Annotated in this window: 15 protein-coding genes, 1 other RNA gene and 1 other annotated feature; of the genes, 2 read left to right on the top strand and 14 right to left on the bottom strand. The window is 49.5% G+C overall.

Annotation, left to right across the window (positions count from 1 at the left end; genetic code table 11):
* Window positions 1-19: 19 nt before the first annotated feature.
* The 7 genes from M3630_RS05405 to cymR form a co-directional block, all read right to left on the bottom strand.
* Window positions 20-214: a hypothetical protein gene (locus M3630_RS05405; protein ID WP_229088206.1), complete on the bottom strand. Its 195-nt coding sequence runs from the start codon at window positions 212-214 to the stop codon at window positions 20-22.
* Between the two features lie 27 nt (window positions 215-241).
* A complete protein-coding gene (locus M3630_RS05410) occupies window positions 242-448 on the bottom strand; it encodes a hypothetical protein (protein ID WP_007717618.1) in 207 nt (68 codons plus the stop codon).
* Between the two features lie 34 nt (window positions 449-482).
* The gene (locus M3630_RS05415) at window positions 483-962 is read right to left on the bottom strand and encodes a PRC-barrel domain-containing protein (RefSeq protein WP_251251486.1); all 480 of its coding nucleotides are present in this window, start codon (window positions 960-962) and stop codon (window positions 483-485) included.
* Between the two features lie 74 nt (window positions 963-1,036).
* Window positions 1,037-3,298 (bottom strand): SF1B family DNA helicase RecD2, encoded by a 2,262-nt coding sequence (gene recD2 / locus M3630_RS05420; RefSeq protein WP_251251487.1) that lies wholly within the window; start codon window positions 3,296-3,298, stop codon window positions 1,037-1,039.
* 80 nt (window positions 3,299-3,378) lie between these two features.
* The gene (locus M3630_RS05425; protein WP_251251488.1) at window positions 3,379-5,043 is read right to left on the bottom strand and encodes a methyl-accepting chemotaxis protein; all 1,665 of its coding nucleotides are present in this window, start codon (window positions 5,041-5,043) and stop codon (window positions 3,379-3,381) included.
* Between the two features lie 168 nt (window positions 5,044-5,211).
* The gene (locus M3630_RS05430; RefSeq protein WP_251251663.1) at window positions 5,212-6,357 is read right to left on the bottom strand and encodes a cysteine desulfurase family protein; all 1,146 of its coding nucleotides are present in this window, start codon (window positions 6,355-6,357) and stop codon (window positions 5,212-5,214) included.
* 210 nt (window positions 6,358-6,567) lie between these two features.
* Entirely contained in the window at window positions 6,568-6,987 is a 420-nt protein-coding gene (gene cymR / locus M3630_RS05435; protein WP_012685608.1) for a cysteine metabolism transcriptional regulator CymR, read from the bottom strand.
* Between the two features lie 96 nt (window positions 6,988-7,083).
* Between cymR and M3630_RS05440 the strand changes: the two genes are divergently transcribed.
* Window positions 7,084-7,257, top strand: a complete 174-nt coding sequence (locus M3630_RS05440) for a hypothetical protein (RefSeq protein ID WP_162837766.1) — start codon at window positions 7,084-7,086, stop codon at window positions 7,255-7,257.
* A 16-nt stretch (window positions 7,258-7,273) separates the two neighbouring features.
* On the opposite strand, the gene M3630_RS05445 is transcribed toward M3630_RS05440, so the two are convergent.
* The 7 genes from M3630_RS05445 to M3630_RS05475 all read right to left on the bottom strand — a co-directional run bounded on the left by M3630_RS05445 (window position 7,274) and on the right by M3630_RS05475 (window position 15,071).
* Window positions 7,274-8,632, bottom strand: coding sequence for a replication-associated recombination protein A (locus M3630_RS05445; RefSeq protein WP_251251489.1), 1,359 nt, complete (start codon window positions 8,630-8,632; stop codon window positions 7,274-7,276).
* A 6-nt stretch (window positions 8,633-8,638) separates the two neighbouring features.
* Window positions 8,639-9,394 (bottom strand): tRNA threonylcarbamoyladenosine dehydratase, encoded by a 756-nt coding sequence (locus M3630_RS05450; protein ID WP_173608441.1) that lies wholly within the window; start codon window positions 9,392-9,394, stop codon window positions 8,639-8,641.
* A gap of 65 nt (window positions 9,395-9,459) precedes the next feature.
* Window positions 9,460-9,641, bottom strand: a non-coding RNA gene (gene ssrS / locus M3630_RS05455) — 6S RNA.
* Window positions 9,642-9,691: 50 nt separating this feature from the next.
* Window positions 9,692-11,482 (bottom strand): aspartate--tRNA ligase, encoded by a 1,791-nt coding sequence (aspS, locus tag M3630_RS05460; RefSeq protein ID WP_173608442.1) that lies wholly within the window; start codon window positions 11,480-11,482, stop codon window positions 9,692-9,694.
* A 24-nt stretch (window positions 11,483-11,506) separates the two neighbouring features.
* Window positions 11,507-12,781 (bottom strand): histidine--tRNA ligase, encoded by a 1,275-nt coding sequence (gene hisS / locus M3630_RS05465; RefSeq protein ID WP_251251490.1) that lies wholly within the window; start codon window positions 12,779-12,781, stop codon window positions 11,507-11,509.
* A gap of 125 nt (window positions 12,782-12,906) precedes the next feature.
* Window positions 12,907-13,163, bottom strand: a binding site (T-box leader).
* A gap of 106 nt (window positions 13,164-13,269) precedes the next feature.
* The gene (locus M3630_RS05470) at window positions 13,270-14,793 is read right to left on the bottom strand and encodes a coproporphyrinogen III oxidase (protein WP_251251491.1); all 1,524 of its coding nucleotides are present in this window, start codon (window positions 14,791-14,793) and stop codon (window positions 13,270-13,272) included.
* Window positions 14,794-14,900: 107 nt separating this feature from the next.
* Window positions 14,901-15,071 carry a hypothetical protein gene (locus M3630_RS05475; protein WP_012685602.1) on the bottom strand — a complete coding sequence of 57 codons (171 nt, stop codon included), beginning with the start codon at window positions 15,069-15,071 and terminating at the stop codon, window positions 14,901-14,903.
* A gap of 155 nt (window positions 15,072-15,226) precedes the next feature.
* Here M3630_RS05475 and M3630_RS05480 point away from each other — a divergent pair, with 155 nt between their 5' ends.
* The gene (locus M3630_RS05480; RefSeq protein ID WP_251251664.1) at window positions 15,227-17,116 is read left to right on the top strand and encodes an N-acetylmuramoyl-L-alanine amidase family protein; all 1,890 of its coding nucleotides are present in this window, start codon (window positions 15,227-15,229) and stop codon (window positions 17,114-17,116) included.
* The last annotated feature ends 43 nt before the right edge of the window (window positions 17,117-17,159 follow it).

The following is a 17,159-nucleotide window of genomic DNA, read 5'->3' on the forward strand; positions in this document are numbered from 1 at the left end:
TTCCAATTCACATTTTGTGTTAACGAGTGACGGCACGCATCAGCTTGCGACCTGATTTCCACATACGTGTTACATCACGCATGGAAAAGGGCAACTGATTCCAATTCAATGAAAACCGACTGCGACGTCGCGGAGCCAACCAATAGCCAATGATCGCCACAATTCCGCTTGTGGCCAGAACCCGCAACAGGCTTCGAGTGAACAAGCGTGCCACCTCCATTGGTTTTGCCGCTCAAATCCACTACATATTCAAGTGAGCGGTTACTGTCTGATCCTCAATAAACAGATCGTTGAGCGAATGCAAAGATCCATCTTCCTCAACTTGGTAGACAGAAGCGATCTGCTCATTGGAAACGCTCATTTCTATAAAGCAGTTCCAGCAATAGTATTGATTGGTTCCAATCTTCCCTACGTCTTTGGAACTGCAATTCGGGCATATGACACGCATCACGCTTTTCCTCCCTTTCACGCCTGGCCACGAACTAGTCCGGCACGATCAGGTTTTCTTCCCCGATGATCACGGATGCTGGTGCAGGGAGGCGCTTTCGACCTTCCGTAATATCTGCAAACCAGCCATTCGATAGTTCGTACCCTACAAGTTTCTCCCAGTTGGCTGAAAAGTAAACATCTTCCAGCCTCCCCAAACACTCTCCGGAAGCGGTAATCACCGCTTTTCCTTTTAACTTCGTCTTTCCCGTCACAATGCCGACAGGCTCTAGTCCGGCGAGATGAGGTAAGGGCGTGATCGCGTCTTTTCCCGATACGGTAAGGCAGGACTCCCCGACCGCATGAATATGTTCGGCAGGAATATAGGTACCTGATTGGAACCAGCCCTGTTCGCTCAGCAAGACTCCTCGTACATGCCAAGTGGAGTCGCAAAGAATGTCACGCACGGTTCCCATCGTCTCTCCTGTTTGGAGGCAAACAACTGGTAATCCGACTGCATCCATTGCCTTGCGCATGTGGGACATCCCCCTTCCGCCTTGTTAGTATCAGGCGAAATGGATACGTCCATTCGGCGCAAATGGTTCCAACTTCACTCTTGCTTTAGCCGTTCCTCCAGGTAACTGTACCGTACCCCCTCCTCATCAGACTCTACAGCAGCACGGAACGCATCCGGCTCTCCACACATGATGAGGAATGATTTGCTCCGGGTAATCCCGGTATAGACCAACTTGCGTCTGAGCATACGGTAGTAACTTTTGACAAACGGCATGATCACAATCGGAAATTCGCTGCCTTGAGACTTATGAACCGAGCAGCAGTAGGCAAGCGTCAGCTGATGGTAATCCGAACGCTTGTACACCACTTCCCTGTTATCAAAGGCAGCGACCAGCATCTCCTGGTTCTCCGCATTTTCATTCGGGAAAAAGATGGCGACGATCTCACCCATGTCACCGTTAAACACCTGTTCTTCAGCATTGTTTACCAATTGCAGAACCTTGTCTCCTGTACGGAAAGTCGTCTCTCCAAAAGTAACTTCACGCTTTTGCGGCGTTTTCGGATTAAACAGCTCCTGCAATTCTTCATTCAACCGGTTCACACCGGCATTACCTTTATAGATAGGGGCTAATACCTGAACATCTTTTGCCGTATATCCTTTTTTTACGGCTCCGAAACAAATTTGTTTCACTGCTTCCGGAACTTCTTGTGGCAAACTTGTGAAGAATCGCCGATCCGGGGTGGTGTGAAGCAAATCTGCCGGTACATTCCCCTTGCGTACATCATGAGCCAACCGAATAATGGTAGACTCTTCCGCTTGCCGATAAATTTCTGTTAGCTGCACCAACGGTAGCAATCCAGATCGGATCATATCCAACAGGACGTTGCCCGGTCCTACAGAAGGCAACTGGTCAGGGTCACCTACCATGATGATCTGCATGTCGTCTGGGACCGCACGAAACAATTGATTTGCGAGCCAGATATCGACCATGGACATTTCATCCACAATTAATAGCCGACCACGGATTGGGTGCTCCGCATCATGCTCGAAGCTCTCCCCTTTGTAACCGAGCAAGCGATGGATAGTCATTGCAGGTAAACCCGTAGTCTCTGTCATACGTTTTGCTGCACGTCCAGTAGGAGCCACAAGAACAATCGGGAACGGATTTTCTTCGTTGTATTTTTTCAAGTCCAGCGACAATCCATGAAGCTGGGAAAAGACACGACATATCCCACGAATCACTGTCGTTTTCCCCGTACCAGGTCCCCCTGTCAACAGCATCAGACCTGCTTTGATCGCCTGTTCAATGGCATCACGCTGCGTCTGGGCATACGTAATCCCCAGCTCATCCTCGACCGCCCCTAACGCACGGTAAAATTCCCATGTCGGAAACGTACCGAAATCATCCCGCGCAGCGAAGTGACGCAGTCTTTTGGCTAGACCGAGCTCGGCAAAAAACAGCGAGGGCAAATACACCCGCTCATCTTCCCAGGCAATTTTGCTCGACACAAACAGGGCTTCCACTGCCAGTCGAATATCGTCACCAGAAAAGACGTGTCCCCCGCACTCTTCGAGAAGGCGCAGCGTTTTTTCACAAAGCTCCTCCACAGGCAAATAAACATGTCCTTCTGAATACGAAGCCTCTTGCAGCCCAAAGAGTGCCGCTGCCTTCACACGTTCTTCCGAGGAAGCCGCGATACCAGTTGCTCGTGCGATGTCATCCGCCCGCTTAAAGCCGATTCCTACGACATCCTCAATCAAACGGTATGGCTCTTCCTTCAGCACTGTCATCGTTTCCAGCTTGTAGGTCTGATAAATACGCAGCGCCATGTTTACACCAATGCCGAAGTCGTACAAGAAAACCATGGCACTTTCCAAAGAACGATGCTCGACTACAGAATCATAGATCGTTTTGGCACGTTGTTCAGAAATGCCTGGTACCTCAGCCAACCGCTCCGGGAAGTCCGCGATAATGGACAGCGCATCTACCCCGAGCTGCTCTACAATTCGTTTGGCCATCTTCTTTCCGATCCCTTGAAATAAGCCACTGGCTAAATATCGCTCAACCCCGGCCAATGTCTTCGGTGTTTCACGTTCATAGCGCTTTGCTACATACTGCTGCCCAAATCGAGGATGTGTTTTCCATTCACCGTAAAAGGTGTACAGCTCATCTGGATGTGGACGAGGAAAATTACCGACAATAATGACCTCCGATTCTTTGATCGATTCGGTAGTCTCTTCTATCTTTAGACGGATAACTCCGTACCAGGTTTCATCATTGTAAAAAATTTCTTGAGAAACAAATCCTCGAATGTAGGTTTCCGCAAACAGCGAGATTGACTGCTGCTCGTCCATCTAAACGCCTCCTTACATAAAAACCGTTCCAGAAAGGAAAAATCCACTTCTCTTGAAAGTGGATTTCTCATATGCTCGTCTTAAATTGTAAATCGTTTTACTTGTTCTGACAACTGCTCGGCCATTTTCGCCAGCGTTTCGGATGCCGCTGTCATTTCCTCGGACGTTGCTGACTGTTCTTCGGACGCTGCTGCCACTTCCTGTGTATCTCTTGCCGCTATTTCCGCAAGCCCAGCAATTTTTTCGGAGTGACTCACCAATTGGACTGTATCGCGATGAATCGCTTGGGCAGCATCGTTCATGCGATGTACTTGCTGGCTGACGTCTTGAACGGCCGCCAAGATTTGCTTAAAGCTGTCCCCTGCCTGGGCCACTCCTTCGCGTCCATCCTGGATAGCGACAGCAGTCGTTCCCATTTCCGATACAGCCGCGAGAATATCTGTATGGATCGTATGAATCAAGCCTGCTATCTCTTCTGCTGCCTCACCCGATTGCTCAGCCAGCTTGCGTACCTCTTGGGCCACAACCGCAAATCCGCGTCCCTGTTCCCCCGCCCGGGCAGCCTCGATGGCGGCATTCAAAGCCAATAGATTCGTTTGGTTGGATATTTGACGAATGGTCGTGATGATTCCGATGATTTGCTCGGATTGAGAGCCAAGCTCGCGGATAACCTGCTCTGTTCGACGGGCATGATCCGTGATTTGATCCATCTCTTGTACGAGCTCTTTCAGCTTGCCTTCACCAACCTGTGCCAATTGATTCGCGTCTGTCGCATCGACATTGACTTGAGAAGTCGAGACCGCAATAAGTTGAATATCTCCACCGATACGAGACAAAAAGCGCACTGTATCCGTCACCGTTTGTTTTTGTTGTTCGGAACCCGTCGCGATTTCCGAAGAAGCCATGGAAATCTGTTCGGAAGCACGTGCACTTTCTGTCGCACTCGCAGTTAATTCTTCCGAAGCTGCCGCGACTTGTTGGGCTACTCGCTGCACCTCGTTGACCATGCTGCGAAATACCCCCATCATCTCATTATACATCGATGATAATTCCCCAAGCTCGTCCCGGGAACGAACAGTCACTTGCGTGGTCAAATCTCCAGTCTCTGCACGCTTCATTGCTGATACCAGTTCTTTTAACGGTCGTACCAGCTTGTTGACAATAAAAATACCCGTGACCAGCGCTAGGCTGGCACTTATGAGACTGAGGAGAAACATCATCGGACGACTGCTTTCAATCGTCGTCAGCAAATCATTCTCGTAGCTGCCAATGACAAGAATCCACCCGTTCGGCAACTGCTTATACGCCGCCACTTTGGTAGAGCCTCCGAATTCATATTCGATCCAGCCGTTTTTTTGAGCGAGCATGACTTGCGTGAATTCCTCATTCGCCAAAGAGGTACTCTCCACTTTCGGATCTGGATGAAAGACGGCGATTCCACTCGCATCCAAGATATAGGCGTAGCCAACCATACCATTTGGCTTGTAATATTTTTCGGCCACCTCGCGTGTTATTTCGTTAATTTTCTGTCTGCTTCCCTCACGAATCGTTGTATCTTGAGCGTAAGCAGCCAGCTCACGCGCCTTCATTTCCGTTATGTATTGCAAGTCAGATACAGCCAGCTTGTAAAGCGCGCTGCGCGCATTTTCAAATTGGATATAGCCGACGACCATTAATGGGAGCATGGTTAGGATGAGTATCGTAAACACCAGTTTGTAGCGAATGGAGTATCGTCTGGCCAACATGAAAGTCCTCTCCTTATCGGATGATCCGAATTGTATAGTTCTTCAGGATTAGTACTACAGCATCATTTTACCATCCTCTTCCACTATTCACCACAAACTCCAATAAGAAACCCGCTTTTGCTCAAAGAAAAAACCGCTTGGCTTCATCCAAACGGCTTTCATCCTTCGTTATTCACGAACCAAGCGCTTTACAATCGCAGCAACCGCTGTAGCAGCCTGTTTCGCCTCTTCCACCGTATTCGTAATCCCAAAGCTGAAACGAATAGCTGAAAGAGCAATTTTATCGTCCAAGTGCATCGCTTTCAGCACATGTGACAGCTCTAATGATCCGGATGTACAAGCTGAGCCGCTCGCAGCTGCAATCTTGGCGATGTCCAGATTCATCAGCATGGTTTCTGTATGGGCGCCAGGGAATGACACATTTAAAATATGTGGCAAAGTCTGCTCGCGATGTCCATTCAGGCAGAACGTAATTCCCGCTTCCTGCCAGACTGCGATCATCGCTGCTTTCATCTGCTCATACTTTTCAACCCGCTCCGCCATTTCCTCGCGAGCGACCTTTGTCGCTTCGGCAAACCCAACAATCCCAGCCAGGTTTTCCGTTCCCGCTCTGCGTTTACGCTCTTGTGAGCCGCCGTGCAAAATCGGGGAAAACGGAACCTTACGCGCTAAATACAAAGCGCCGACTCCTTTTGGCCCATTAATTTTATGGGCGGATACCGAGAGCATATCTACAGGCAGCTTTCGTGCATGGACTGGCAGTACACCAAAAGCCTGTACAGCATCCGTATGAAAAACAATCCCTTTTTCTCGCAGAAAGGTGCCGATTTCCTCGATTGGCTGGATCGTTCCTACTTCATTGTTGCCGTACATAATGGACACTAGGACCGTATCCGGGCGAACCGCTTGTTTCAGGTCTTCCAAATGAACCATGCCTGTCTGGTCAACAGGCAAGTATGTCACTTCAAATCCTGCCTGCTCCAAAAATTCACAAGCATGCAAGACAGCATGATGCTCGATCTGCGAAGTAATGACGTGACGACCACGTTCGCGCTGTGCCATTGCAGCGCCAATGATTGCCATATTGTCGGCTTCTGTCCCGCCACTCGTAAAGATAAGCGATTGCGGATCAGCATCCATAAAGTCTGCAATCGTATCTCTCGCATGCTCCAACGCTTTTCGCGCTTCGCGACCGGCACCATGGACACTGGATGGATTCCCGTATACTTGCGTCAAATAGGGAGTCATAGCAGCAACTACCCGCGGATGAACGGGCGTAGTAGCTGCATGGTCAAAATAAATTCGATCTGACAATGCTGTCACCTTCTACCACCTTATAGTACGTGTTCAGAAAGTCGGCTTTTTAGCACCGAGAAGACGGCGAGGATCGAACGAAGGAGGAGCGGAGTGTAGGTAATCTACATGAGCACCGGACTTCGGAGGTGAACGCCATATTCGATGTCGAATTAGCTTTCTGAGCTACTTCGTGATCAAAAGACGACTTTTTGAACAACCTCTTATATTCTAGATGTAAAACATATAATTATCGGCAGGACCATCGTCTTCAAAGCTGATTAAGTCTTGAAGAGATGTCGAATCCAGAACAGAAGAAATACTATCCCGAATACGCAGCCATAAAAAACGCTTAGCCGGATCTTCTTCCTCTGCAAATTCCACAGGGCTGATCGGTCCTTCCAGCACGCGAATCACATCTCCAGCAGAAATCTCATCCGGCTGCTTTGCCAGAACGTAACCTCCATATGCGCCACGAATGCTTTTTACCAAACCCGCGTTACGCAGAGGTGCAATCAATTGCTCCAAATAATGCTCGGACAAATCGTGTTTTTGGGCGATGCTCCGCAGGGAAGTCGGCCCTTCACCGCAACGGTTGGCCAATTCCATCATGATCGTCAGCCCGTAACGTCCTTTCGTTGAAATCTTCACGTTAACAACTCTCCTCTTTGTATCGGTAATACGCGCCAACCCCTACATGTCTTCAGTATCGCGGGACACACTAACATCTTAGGGGGTGATATGCAAATGACAACGAACAAACGCTCGGAACGAGGTCGCAACCACCCGTCCGATACCTTGTACGACCAACCCGCAGGCACGATTGCTCACAAAGCCCGTTATGGTGCGAGTGAGCAGAGCAAACAGCCGAATGAAAACGGTGATTTGCCCAATAAACCAGGCGGAAATGTCCGCACTTAACATGTCAGCTCCCCCATTATTCGGGGGAGTTTTTCCTTGGCAATCCACGTTCATCCATCTTCTGTCTTTCTTCCTGGAAGCGGCGAATGTGACGCTCATAGCCGTGATCCTTTGGCTGGTAGAACGAGTAGTTTACACCGTCAGGCAGATACTGTTGAGGTACATACCCATATGGATAGTTATGAGGGTACAGATATCCCTGACCGTGTCCCAGCTTCGCAGCTCCCTTGTAAGCAGAATCTCGCAGATGAATCGGCACTTGCTTGTGACCATCCGTTCGGATACGATCCAACGCGGAATTAATTCCGTTGTAAGCGGCATTGCTTTTGGGGGCGGTTGCCAGGTACGTCGTCGCTTGTGCTAAAGGGATACGCCCTTCAGGCATCCCCACCAATTCTACCGCCTGAAAGCAGGAAATCGCAACTGTGATCGCTTGCGGGTCAGCATTTCCAATGTCCTCTGAAGCCGAAATGACCAAACGGCGAGAAATGAACCGCGGATCTTCTCCAGCATCAATCATCCTTGCCAACCAGTAAAGAGCTGCATCGGGATTAGATCCACGAATGGATTTAATAAAAGCAGAGATCGTATCGTAATGGTTGTCCCCACTCTTATCGTAGCGTACAGCCCTGCGCTGAATGGATTCTACGGCGACGTCCAATGTCACCGTAATTCTTCCATCCGCTCCTGGTTGCGTCGTTGTCACCGCCAGTTCCAATGCATTGAGCAAACGCCTGGCATCCCCTTCTGCGTATTGAATCAAATGCTCAGCCGCTTCTGGTTCTACGGTGACAAATAGCTCCGCCAATCCATTTTCTTCATCAGTAAGGGCCCGATCCATGACCTGCTTCAATTCCTCATGAGAAAGCGATTGAAGGGAAAATACTTGTGAACGCGACAAAAGCGCCGGATTCACCTCGAAAAAAGGATTCTCCGTCGTAGCGCCGATCAAAATAATCGTGCCTTCTTCCACATAAGGAAGAAGGGCGTCCTGTTGCGATTTATTGAAGCGGTGTATCTCGTCTACGAACAAGGTTGTCCGCTGACTATCCATGACGAGCCGTTCCTTTGCCGCATCTACCACTTTGCGAATGTCAGCGACACCAGCCGTAACGGCATTTAACTCGGAGAAATGCGTACGTGTGGTTCGGGCAATGACTTTTGCCAGTGTTGTTTTCCCTGTTCCTGGAGGTCCGTAAAAAATGACAGAGGACACTTGATCTGCTTCAATCGCGCGTCGGAGCAGCTTTCCAGGAGCTAAAATATGCGATTGCCCGATTACATCCTGAATCGTTTTCGGCCGCATCCGCGCAGCCAATGGCTTCTGTTTGCCGCCATCCTGCTGGTCATAGGCAAACGTGAATAAATCATCCATGTTCCACTATCCTTTTACAGGCTGCCACTCCAAAATATCTCTTGCCACTACACTGGCCAAAATTAAACCAGCTACAGAAGGCACGAAAGCATTACTTGCTGGAGGCATCCGCACTTTACTAATCGGTGAGTCCGGGTTGGAAACGATCTGTTCGCGTACATCTACACGTACGGTTACGGGAATCTCACGGGAATATACCACTTTTACCCCTTTGTAGATACCGCTTTTCCGCAGCTCACGACGAATGACCTTTGCAATCGGATCATAACTCGTTTGGGAAATATCGGCAACCTCAAAACGGGTCGGGTCCATTTTGTTCGCCGCACCCATGCTAGAAATAATAGGGATATTGCGACGCTTCGCTTCCTTAATTACATGTAGCTTTGCGGACATGGTATCCATCGCATCCACGATGTAATCCAGTTCATGCTCAAACAGCTCATGCGCTGTTTCTTCATTGTAGAACATATTCAGTGTAACGACCTCGCACTCTGGATTGATCGTCGCAATACGTTCCTTCATGAGCTCAGCCTTTTTTTGACCGACTGTGTTCAGCGTCGCGTGGATTTGGCGGTTGATGTTTGTGATGTCTACTACATCCTTATCTACCAAAATGAGCTTGCCTACACCTGTACGCGCGAGTGCTTCTACTGTAAAGGAACCGACTCCGCCAATCCCTAATACAGCAACGCGACTATTTTTCATTTTTTCCAAACCTTCGGGACCGAAGGCCAATTCACAACGAGAAAATTGATGAAGCATATTTCGTGTCACCTTTCACAAGCGAGTTTATAGTCAATCGGAAAAGTAGGATTGAAGTAGAAAAAAGGAGCCCCATTATGCCGTGTTGCTCCTTAGTTTTGAACCTGCTCATCGCAGGTGGGTGTCTTGCCGAACTGTTACAGACGTCCACTCTAAGGAGGCATGCCTTTACAATCACGGACGAAAAACTCCCTAAACAAACTTTGTGGCTCAAAACTATCGGATGTCACGGGCATCGCAGGGCTTTCATCATAGTATTACCAATGTATCAAAGAGCAATGCAGTTGCGCAAGTCGATTACGCTTCTACCTTTTCTTCTTCTGTGACAATTGTTGCAATGGACAGCTCTTTCAATTGTTTTCCGTCTACGACATCTGGTGCGTTTACCATCAGGTCGCTCGCACTTGCTGTTTTCGGGAATGCGATGACTTCGCGCAGGTTGGTGCGGCCAGCCAAGAGCATGATCAGACGGTCCAATCCAAGAGCGATTCCTCCGTGTGGAGGTGTACCGTACTCGAATGCATCCATGAGGAAGCCGAATTGTTTCCGCGCCTCTTCTGGTGTAAAGCCAAGTGCGGTAAACATTTTTTCTTGGACTTCGCGCTTGAAGATTCGCATGGAACCTCCGCCGAGCTCGTATCCGTTGAGAACCATGTCGTACGCTTGTGCGCGCATTTGACCTGGATCGGTGTCGAACAGGTGCAGGTCTTCGTCTTTTGGACGTGTGAACGGATGGTGCAGGGCAACGTAACGTTTTGCATCCTCATCCCACTCAACCAGCGGGAAGTCTACTACCCAGAGGAATGCGAACTGGCTTTGGTCAATCAGACCAAGTTCTGCACCCAGCTTGGAGCGAAGAGCACCCAGCGCATCTGCTACTACTTTTGGTTTGTCAGCAACGAACAGGAGCAAGTCGCCTTCTTCTACCGCCAAGCGAGCTTTCATCTCGTTAAGTTCTTCTTCTTTAAAGAACTTCGCAATTGGCCCTTTAACTTCGCCGTCTTTGAACCCGATCCAAGCCAAGCCTTTCGCGCCATAACGGGAAGCGAATTTGCCCAAGTCGTCTGCTTCTTTACGGGAGTAGTGTCCGCAACCTTTTGCGTTGATCGCTTTTACTTGTCCGCCGCCAGCTACAGCTGCTGCAAACACCTTGAAGTCGCTTGTCGCAACCAGATCAGATACGTCTGTCAGCTCCATGCCGAAGCGTACGTCTGGTTTGTCAGAACCGTAACGCGCCATGGCATCCGCATACGTGAGACGAGGGAATGGAGTCGGTATGTCTACCCCAACCGTTTGCTTGAACACGTGAGCGACCATCTTTTCCATCATTGGCAGGATTTCTTCCATAGACAGGAAAGAGGTTTCAATGTCCACTTGGGTAAATTCAGGCTGACGGTCAGCACGCAGGTCTTCGTCACGGAAGCAACGAGCGATTTGGTAATAGCGCTCCAAACCGGATACCATCAAAAGCTGTTTGAATAGCTGTGGCGATTGCGGCAGTGCGTAGAACTCGCCTGGGTGTACACGGGAAGGCACGAGGTAGTCACGTGCGCCCTCAGGCGTGCTCTTCTGGAGAATTGGTGTTTCGATTTCCAGGAAGTTGTTCTCATCCAGGTAGTCACGGAAAGCTTTTGCTGCTTTACTACGCAAAAGCAGGGAGCGCTGCATTTCCGGACGGCGCAAGTCGAGGTAGCGGTATTTCAGACGAACTTGTTCATCTACATCGATCTCATCTTCAATCAGGAACGGAGGTGTTTTTGCATCGTTCAGGATTTCAATTTCGGAGATGTGCACTTCTACTTCGCCTGTTTTCAGCTTTGGATTGACTGCTTCTGGTGCACGGTTTACTACTTTCCCTTTTACAACCAGTACGTATTCGCTGCGAACCTTGTCAGCCGCTTCCCAAGCTTCTTTGTTGTACTCCGGGTTGAATACGATTTGGACGATGCCAGTGCGGTCACGGAAGTCGATGAAGATGACGCCTCCGAGGTCGCGGCGCTTTTGTACCCATCCGTTCAGTACGACTTCCTGTCCAACGTGTGCTTTTGTTACTTCTCCACCATGTACGGTGCGATATTGCCAAGACATGATCATTTCCCCCAATGATTTGTTTTATTGATTTACTTTTGCAGCGAGTACAGCAATGAGTTCCTCGCGTTTCACTTCTTGTTGCTCGCCTGTTGCCATTTCCTTTAGAACAACCGTGCCATTCGCTAATTCAGACTCACCGATGATCGCAGTAAAGCGAGCCTGTAAGCGATCTGCTTGCTTCAGCTGTGCTTTCATTTTCCGATCCAGATAATCCAACTCAGCCGCAATCCCCGCCTGGCGCAATTGATCGACGAGTACGAAGGCTGTTGTTTTCGCTTCTGGTGTCTGCACCACTACGAAGCAGTCGATGCCACCCGAGATTGGCAGTTGAACGCCTTGCTTTTCCAGAGCCAATAGCAGACGCTCGATACTGAGTGCGAATCCGATGCCCGGCATATCGTCGCCGCCCAGCTCTGCAACCAGTCCGTTGTAGCGCCCACCGCCACATAGCGTTTCTACCGCACCGATCTCCGCCATTTTGATTTCAAATGCGGTCAGTGTGTAGTAATCCAAGCCGCGAACCAGGCGAGGATTTACATGAAACGGAATATCCAGCGCGGTCAAATAGTTTTGTACGGCTTCGAAGTGGGCCGCGGATTCCTCGCTCAAGTAGTCCAAAATGGACGGAGCGTCCATCTTCAGTCTTTTGCATTTTTCATTTTTGCAATCGAGCACGCGCAACGGATTGCGATCGATACGAGACTGGCAATCCTCGCACAGCTCGGAGCGAACACCGTTCAAATGTGCGAGTAAATGCTCACGGTGACGCGCCCGGTCTCCTACTGTACCTACGCTGTTCAATTCCACAGAAAGTCCTGTCAATCCGAGCTCCTGATACAGACGTATCGCAAGGCCAATGACTTCTGCATCGATTGCTGGATCGCTTGAACCGATCGCTTCTGCACCGAACTGCACGAATTGGCGATAGCGGCCTGCTTGCGGACGCTCGTGACGGAACATCGGTCCTAAGTAGTACAGCTTGGTCGGCTGATTAGGCACACCGTACAGCTTGTTTTCCACGTAGGAGCGCACAACACCCGCTGTCCCTTCTGGGCGCAGCGTGAGGGCATCCGTACTGCGCGGATTGGCTACACTGTACATTTCTTTTTCCACGATATCCGTGGTCTCGCCTACACCCCGTTGGAACAACTCTGTGCTCTCAAACAGCGGTGTACGAATTTCCGCGTAATTGGAGCGGCGACACAGATCGCGGGCCTTGGCCTCCACGTAGTGCCACAGCTCTACAGTACCAGGCATGATATCCTGCGTACCGCGTGGGATCTGGATTCTTGTCATTCCTCTCGAACCTCCATGTCTTTTCAAAAACTCGGGCTAAAGCCAAACCTTCAGGATCAAGGAACTTTTCTTTATGACCAAATAAAAAAGCCCCTCGTCTCCTGACATTTAGCAAATCGCCGCATGTCAGGGACGAGAGACTGGTTATACTCCCGTGGTGCCACCCTGTTTGAATAGCCTACAATCAAAAGGCTATCCCACTTATTAGCCGTTAACGCCGGCACACGCCTGCCAGTTACTGGGGAAAGAGATTTCTTTCAGCCGTTCACTGCGGTCTTCAGGGATGTCATTCACCAAGCCGTTATACGAAAGCACTCTCAGCCACGGCGCTTTCTCTCTGGGCATCCGGTTCCTGGATACTTGTTCCCGTCATCAGATCATTTCTTATTCAATAAAAAAGCTTAATGTGAATCATAGCAAACCCGCCAACAGCCGTCAACAGGCGCTCGAATAAAACTTTTTTTATTAAGAACAAGTATATCCATCACTTACTTGCCAGATACCTGTCCAGCTGTTCTCGCGCCCGAATAGATTTCATCCAAATCACGGAGCTTGTTATCCACCAGAACCTTGTAGGTGTCGTTGTACGTTTTCGGGTCCTTCGGATTCGGAAAGCGCGTCAGCTTGCCGCTTCCTGGGGCCATCAGCTTGGATACCGCACCACAGCCGAGACCAAGGATCGTTTGTACCTCTTCCATGATCATGATGTTGTAGATGCTCTCCTGCCCTGGCTTGGCATACCCGACATTCTCCAGATTTCCCAAAATGTTTTTCTGACGATACAAATAGTACGGGTCATAACCGTTCGCTGCTGTCCACTCGGAGGCCATCTCCATCATCTTGCTAATTTCTTCGCGACTGGCGACCTTGTAGCGGTCTTTGTTCTGCGTCATCTCAGATGCTCTTTTGAAAGACAGCGTATGAACCGTCAGAGAGGCGGGCATCAGCTTTTCTACCTCTTGGAGGCTGTGTGCCAGCTCGGCTACGCCTTCGTTTGGCAGTCCGATGATCAAATCCATATTAATGTTCGTCAAGCCCATCTCCATAGCCAGATGGTACTTCTCAATCGTCTCTTCGACGGTGTGATGACGTCCGATTGCCTGTAACGTCTCCTGCGTAAACGATTGAGGATTAATGCTGATACGATCCACTTCCCACTGCTTCATCACATCGAGCTTTTCGCGAGTGATCGTGTCGGGTCTTCCCGCTTCAACCGTCAACTCACGCACATCTCCCATGTGTGGAAACGAACGATGCATCGTCTCAAATAGCTGGTTCATGTCATCTGCGGTAATACTCGTTGGGGTTCCACCTCCGAAATAAATGGACGTGATCCGTTGATCATTCGCGCGAAGCCACTCTCCCATCCGCTCCATCTCGTAATGGAGACCTTCGAGAAACGGATTAACCGAAGCCGTATGACTGCGAATCGCGTATGCTGGAAACGTACAGTACGCACACTTCGTCGGACAAAATGGGATGCCGATATATACCGATAGCTCGCGGTCAATTTGATACAAATCAGGCACGTCGCTAAGCTGCTTGTCTACGATTTCTTGCAAAAGCTTTAGCTTGTATGGTCGCAAAATTACATCCTGCTGCAATCTCTTATGTGCTTCCTGTCTGTCTACACCAGCGGCGTTCAACTGATGCAGCAATTTCGTCGGACGTATCCCGGTCAAGATTCCCCAGCCTTGCTCCATACCCGTATATTCTTCCAGCATCAATAACAGCGCATAACAAAGAGCTTGCTTGGCTGTCTTTTTCATCGCTTTCTCATCACGTGCTACATAGTTTCGCTCCACCTGATGGGAGATGCTTCGCTTGCCATCGTATAACTCTCCCGATGCTACGACTCCATTTTCATGCACGGTCAATGCCAGCTTGATTTTCAAATCTGCCCCATCTGTCCACTCAGGTACAAAAGTGAGCGCTGGATCTTCATAAAATAATGCGAGAATTAAGGAGAGTTCCCGCTCGAATGCGTGTCCCTCACATATAATCTGTATCATGGAGTTCACCTGCTTTTTTCAAAAATGCCACTCCTCATCATAGCCGACGAGAATTACTCGGGTCAACTAGACAAGTTGTGGCATCATGTGCAAGGTGGCAAAAGCGGTCATTTCCGTTTTTGCCTGGGGTGTTGGATATCCCGCAAGCCCGGATGAAAATCTTGGGCCATTTCTGCATTTTGTAGTGACGTTTCTTTCTCTAAATCGTCTTGAAAATCGACAGATAAAAACTGCCGATTCAATCCTTGCGCGAATGTTTCCTTCTTTGACTGTCTCACGATGAATTCCTCCTGAAAAGCTGCGTTCGCTAGCGTCTAGTAAAATCTAGTATTGCCTTGGCTACAGAAAAGCAATCAGGGAAGCCATGCAGAACTTTGTCGTTTTTTGCAGGAAAAGGCAGGAGAAAGAGCGAAGTGATTATTTTGGTAAAAACATGCAAGAATGCTATGAATTCAAAAAGCTACGTATATCGGAAAGGATGTCTATCGTGTTTGTTCGTCAAAAGATCCTGAGGAGTCTCCTGACTGTCGTCTGTGCCATTTCCCTCCCCGTTTCTGCAGCCTGGGCCGCCGGTTCTGTTCAGGTCACAGTGGACAAGCTCAATGTCCGTTCAGGTCCCAGCCTCCAAGACGCTATCGTCACTACACTGCCGAACAAAACTGTGCTGCCTGTCATCTCCACCAAAAATGACTGGATTCAAGTAAAGCTTCCGAACGGTCAAAGCGGTTGGGTAGCGAACTGGCTCGTCAGCGCACAGCAACAGCAACAGAAACCACCAGCTGTATCTGCCAAGCAAGTGGAGAGCACCACAACGAATCTCAATGTTCGTTCTGGGCCCGGTCAGACATATGCAGTCGTACAAACGATCAATCCAGGTACGCGCTACCCTATCGTGCAAACGAGTGGCGAATGGCTCCAAATTCAACTCAACGCAGGAACAAAAGGCTGGGTAGCAAACTGGCTTGTAAAAGAAGTAGGTACGGGACAAGCAGTTTCCCCTCCCTCTACAGGTAGTACGCCCCCAACGACCAATCCAGCGGGAACAGGCTCACAACAGAAGCCTCCTGCTGTACAAGGAGCCAGCCTAACCTTGGATTTCGCTCCGTACGTATACGCTACGCCGGATGCCAGTACACCTGCTATCGGTCAACTGCATGCGGGCGAGAAAATTACGGTCTTGAACAAACAAAATGGTTGGATTCAATTCCCTTACGATGGAGTCAATGCTTGGCTCTCCACCGATCAAACCAACCCGAATACAGGTCAACCGACTCTACCCGAAAATGGAAATGGAAACACGCAACCTCAGACTGGGCAACCATCCTCTTCCAGTCAAACCGCCACAGTAAAAACGGACGGATTGAATCTGCGAAGTGAACCGAACACAACCAGTGCCATTCAAGCTACACTTTCAGTCGGAAGCAAGCTGACTGTTTTGGAAAAACAAGAAGATTGGTACCGCATCAACACGGCGGACGGAAAAACTGGCTGGGTGGCAGGCTGGCATATTACGGTGAACCAACCAAGCATGCCTACTCCGACTGGCCCATACGTGACGATCATGAATCCAGATACCAATGTTCGTTCTGGTCCGAGCACCGATCATGATGTTATCAAACAGGTACAGCCTGGCGAGAAATACGGGATTGCCAATAAATCAGGCGAGTGGTTCCAAGTAAACTTCCCTGACGGCTCCACAGGCTACATTGCAGGCTGGCTCGTTTCTGCGAATGGTGCGCCAGCAGTGGTGCGCAGTAATGATCTTGCCGGCAAAGTCATCGTCGTCGATGCTGGACATGGTGGCACAGATGGCGGTTCGACGGGTTCCAGCTTCTCTACTTTAGAGAAAACAGTCAATCTGCAAGTATCTCTGCTCCTGCGCAACAAGTTGGAATCGGCAGGTGCCAAAGTCATCATGACACGGGCTGATGATCGCAAGCTGACCCTGCAACAGCGCGTCGACATCGCGATTCAAAATCAGGCTGATATTTTTGTCAGCGTCCATCATAATACGCATCCAAACTCTGCAACGAATGGCTCGATTATTTTCTACTACAGCCAAGGTAACTCTAGCAAGCTCGCCTCCCTGGTTCAAACGGAACTGGTCAAAGCGACGAACTACAAGGACATGAATTATCGGTACGGAAACTATTTCGTTCTACGCGAAAACCCGGTGCCATCCATTTTGGCCGAGATCTCCTTCCTATCCAACTACAACGATGAGATTCGCGCACGTTCTGAGAAACAGCAGGATCTTGCGGCAGAAGGTTTGTTCAAAGGGATTGTCCAGTACTTTAATACACAAAGCAATCAGGGAGGCTGATCCCTCTCTTACTAAAACCTCCATGCGAAAAAAGCTGGCTCAA

This window comes from Brevibacillus sp. MER 51 (assembly GCF_023714195.1).
Taxonomy (GTDB): domain Bacteria; phylum Bacillota; class Bacilli; order Brevibacillales; family Brevibacillaceae; genus Brevibacillus.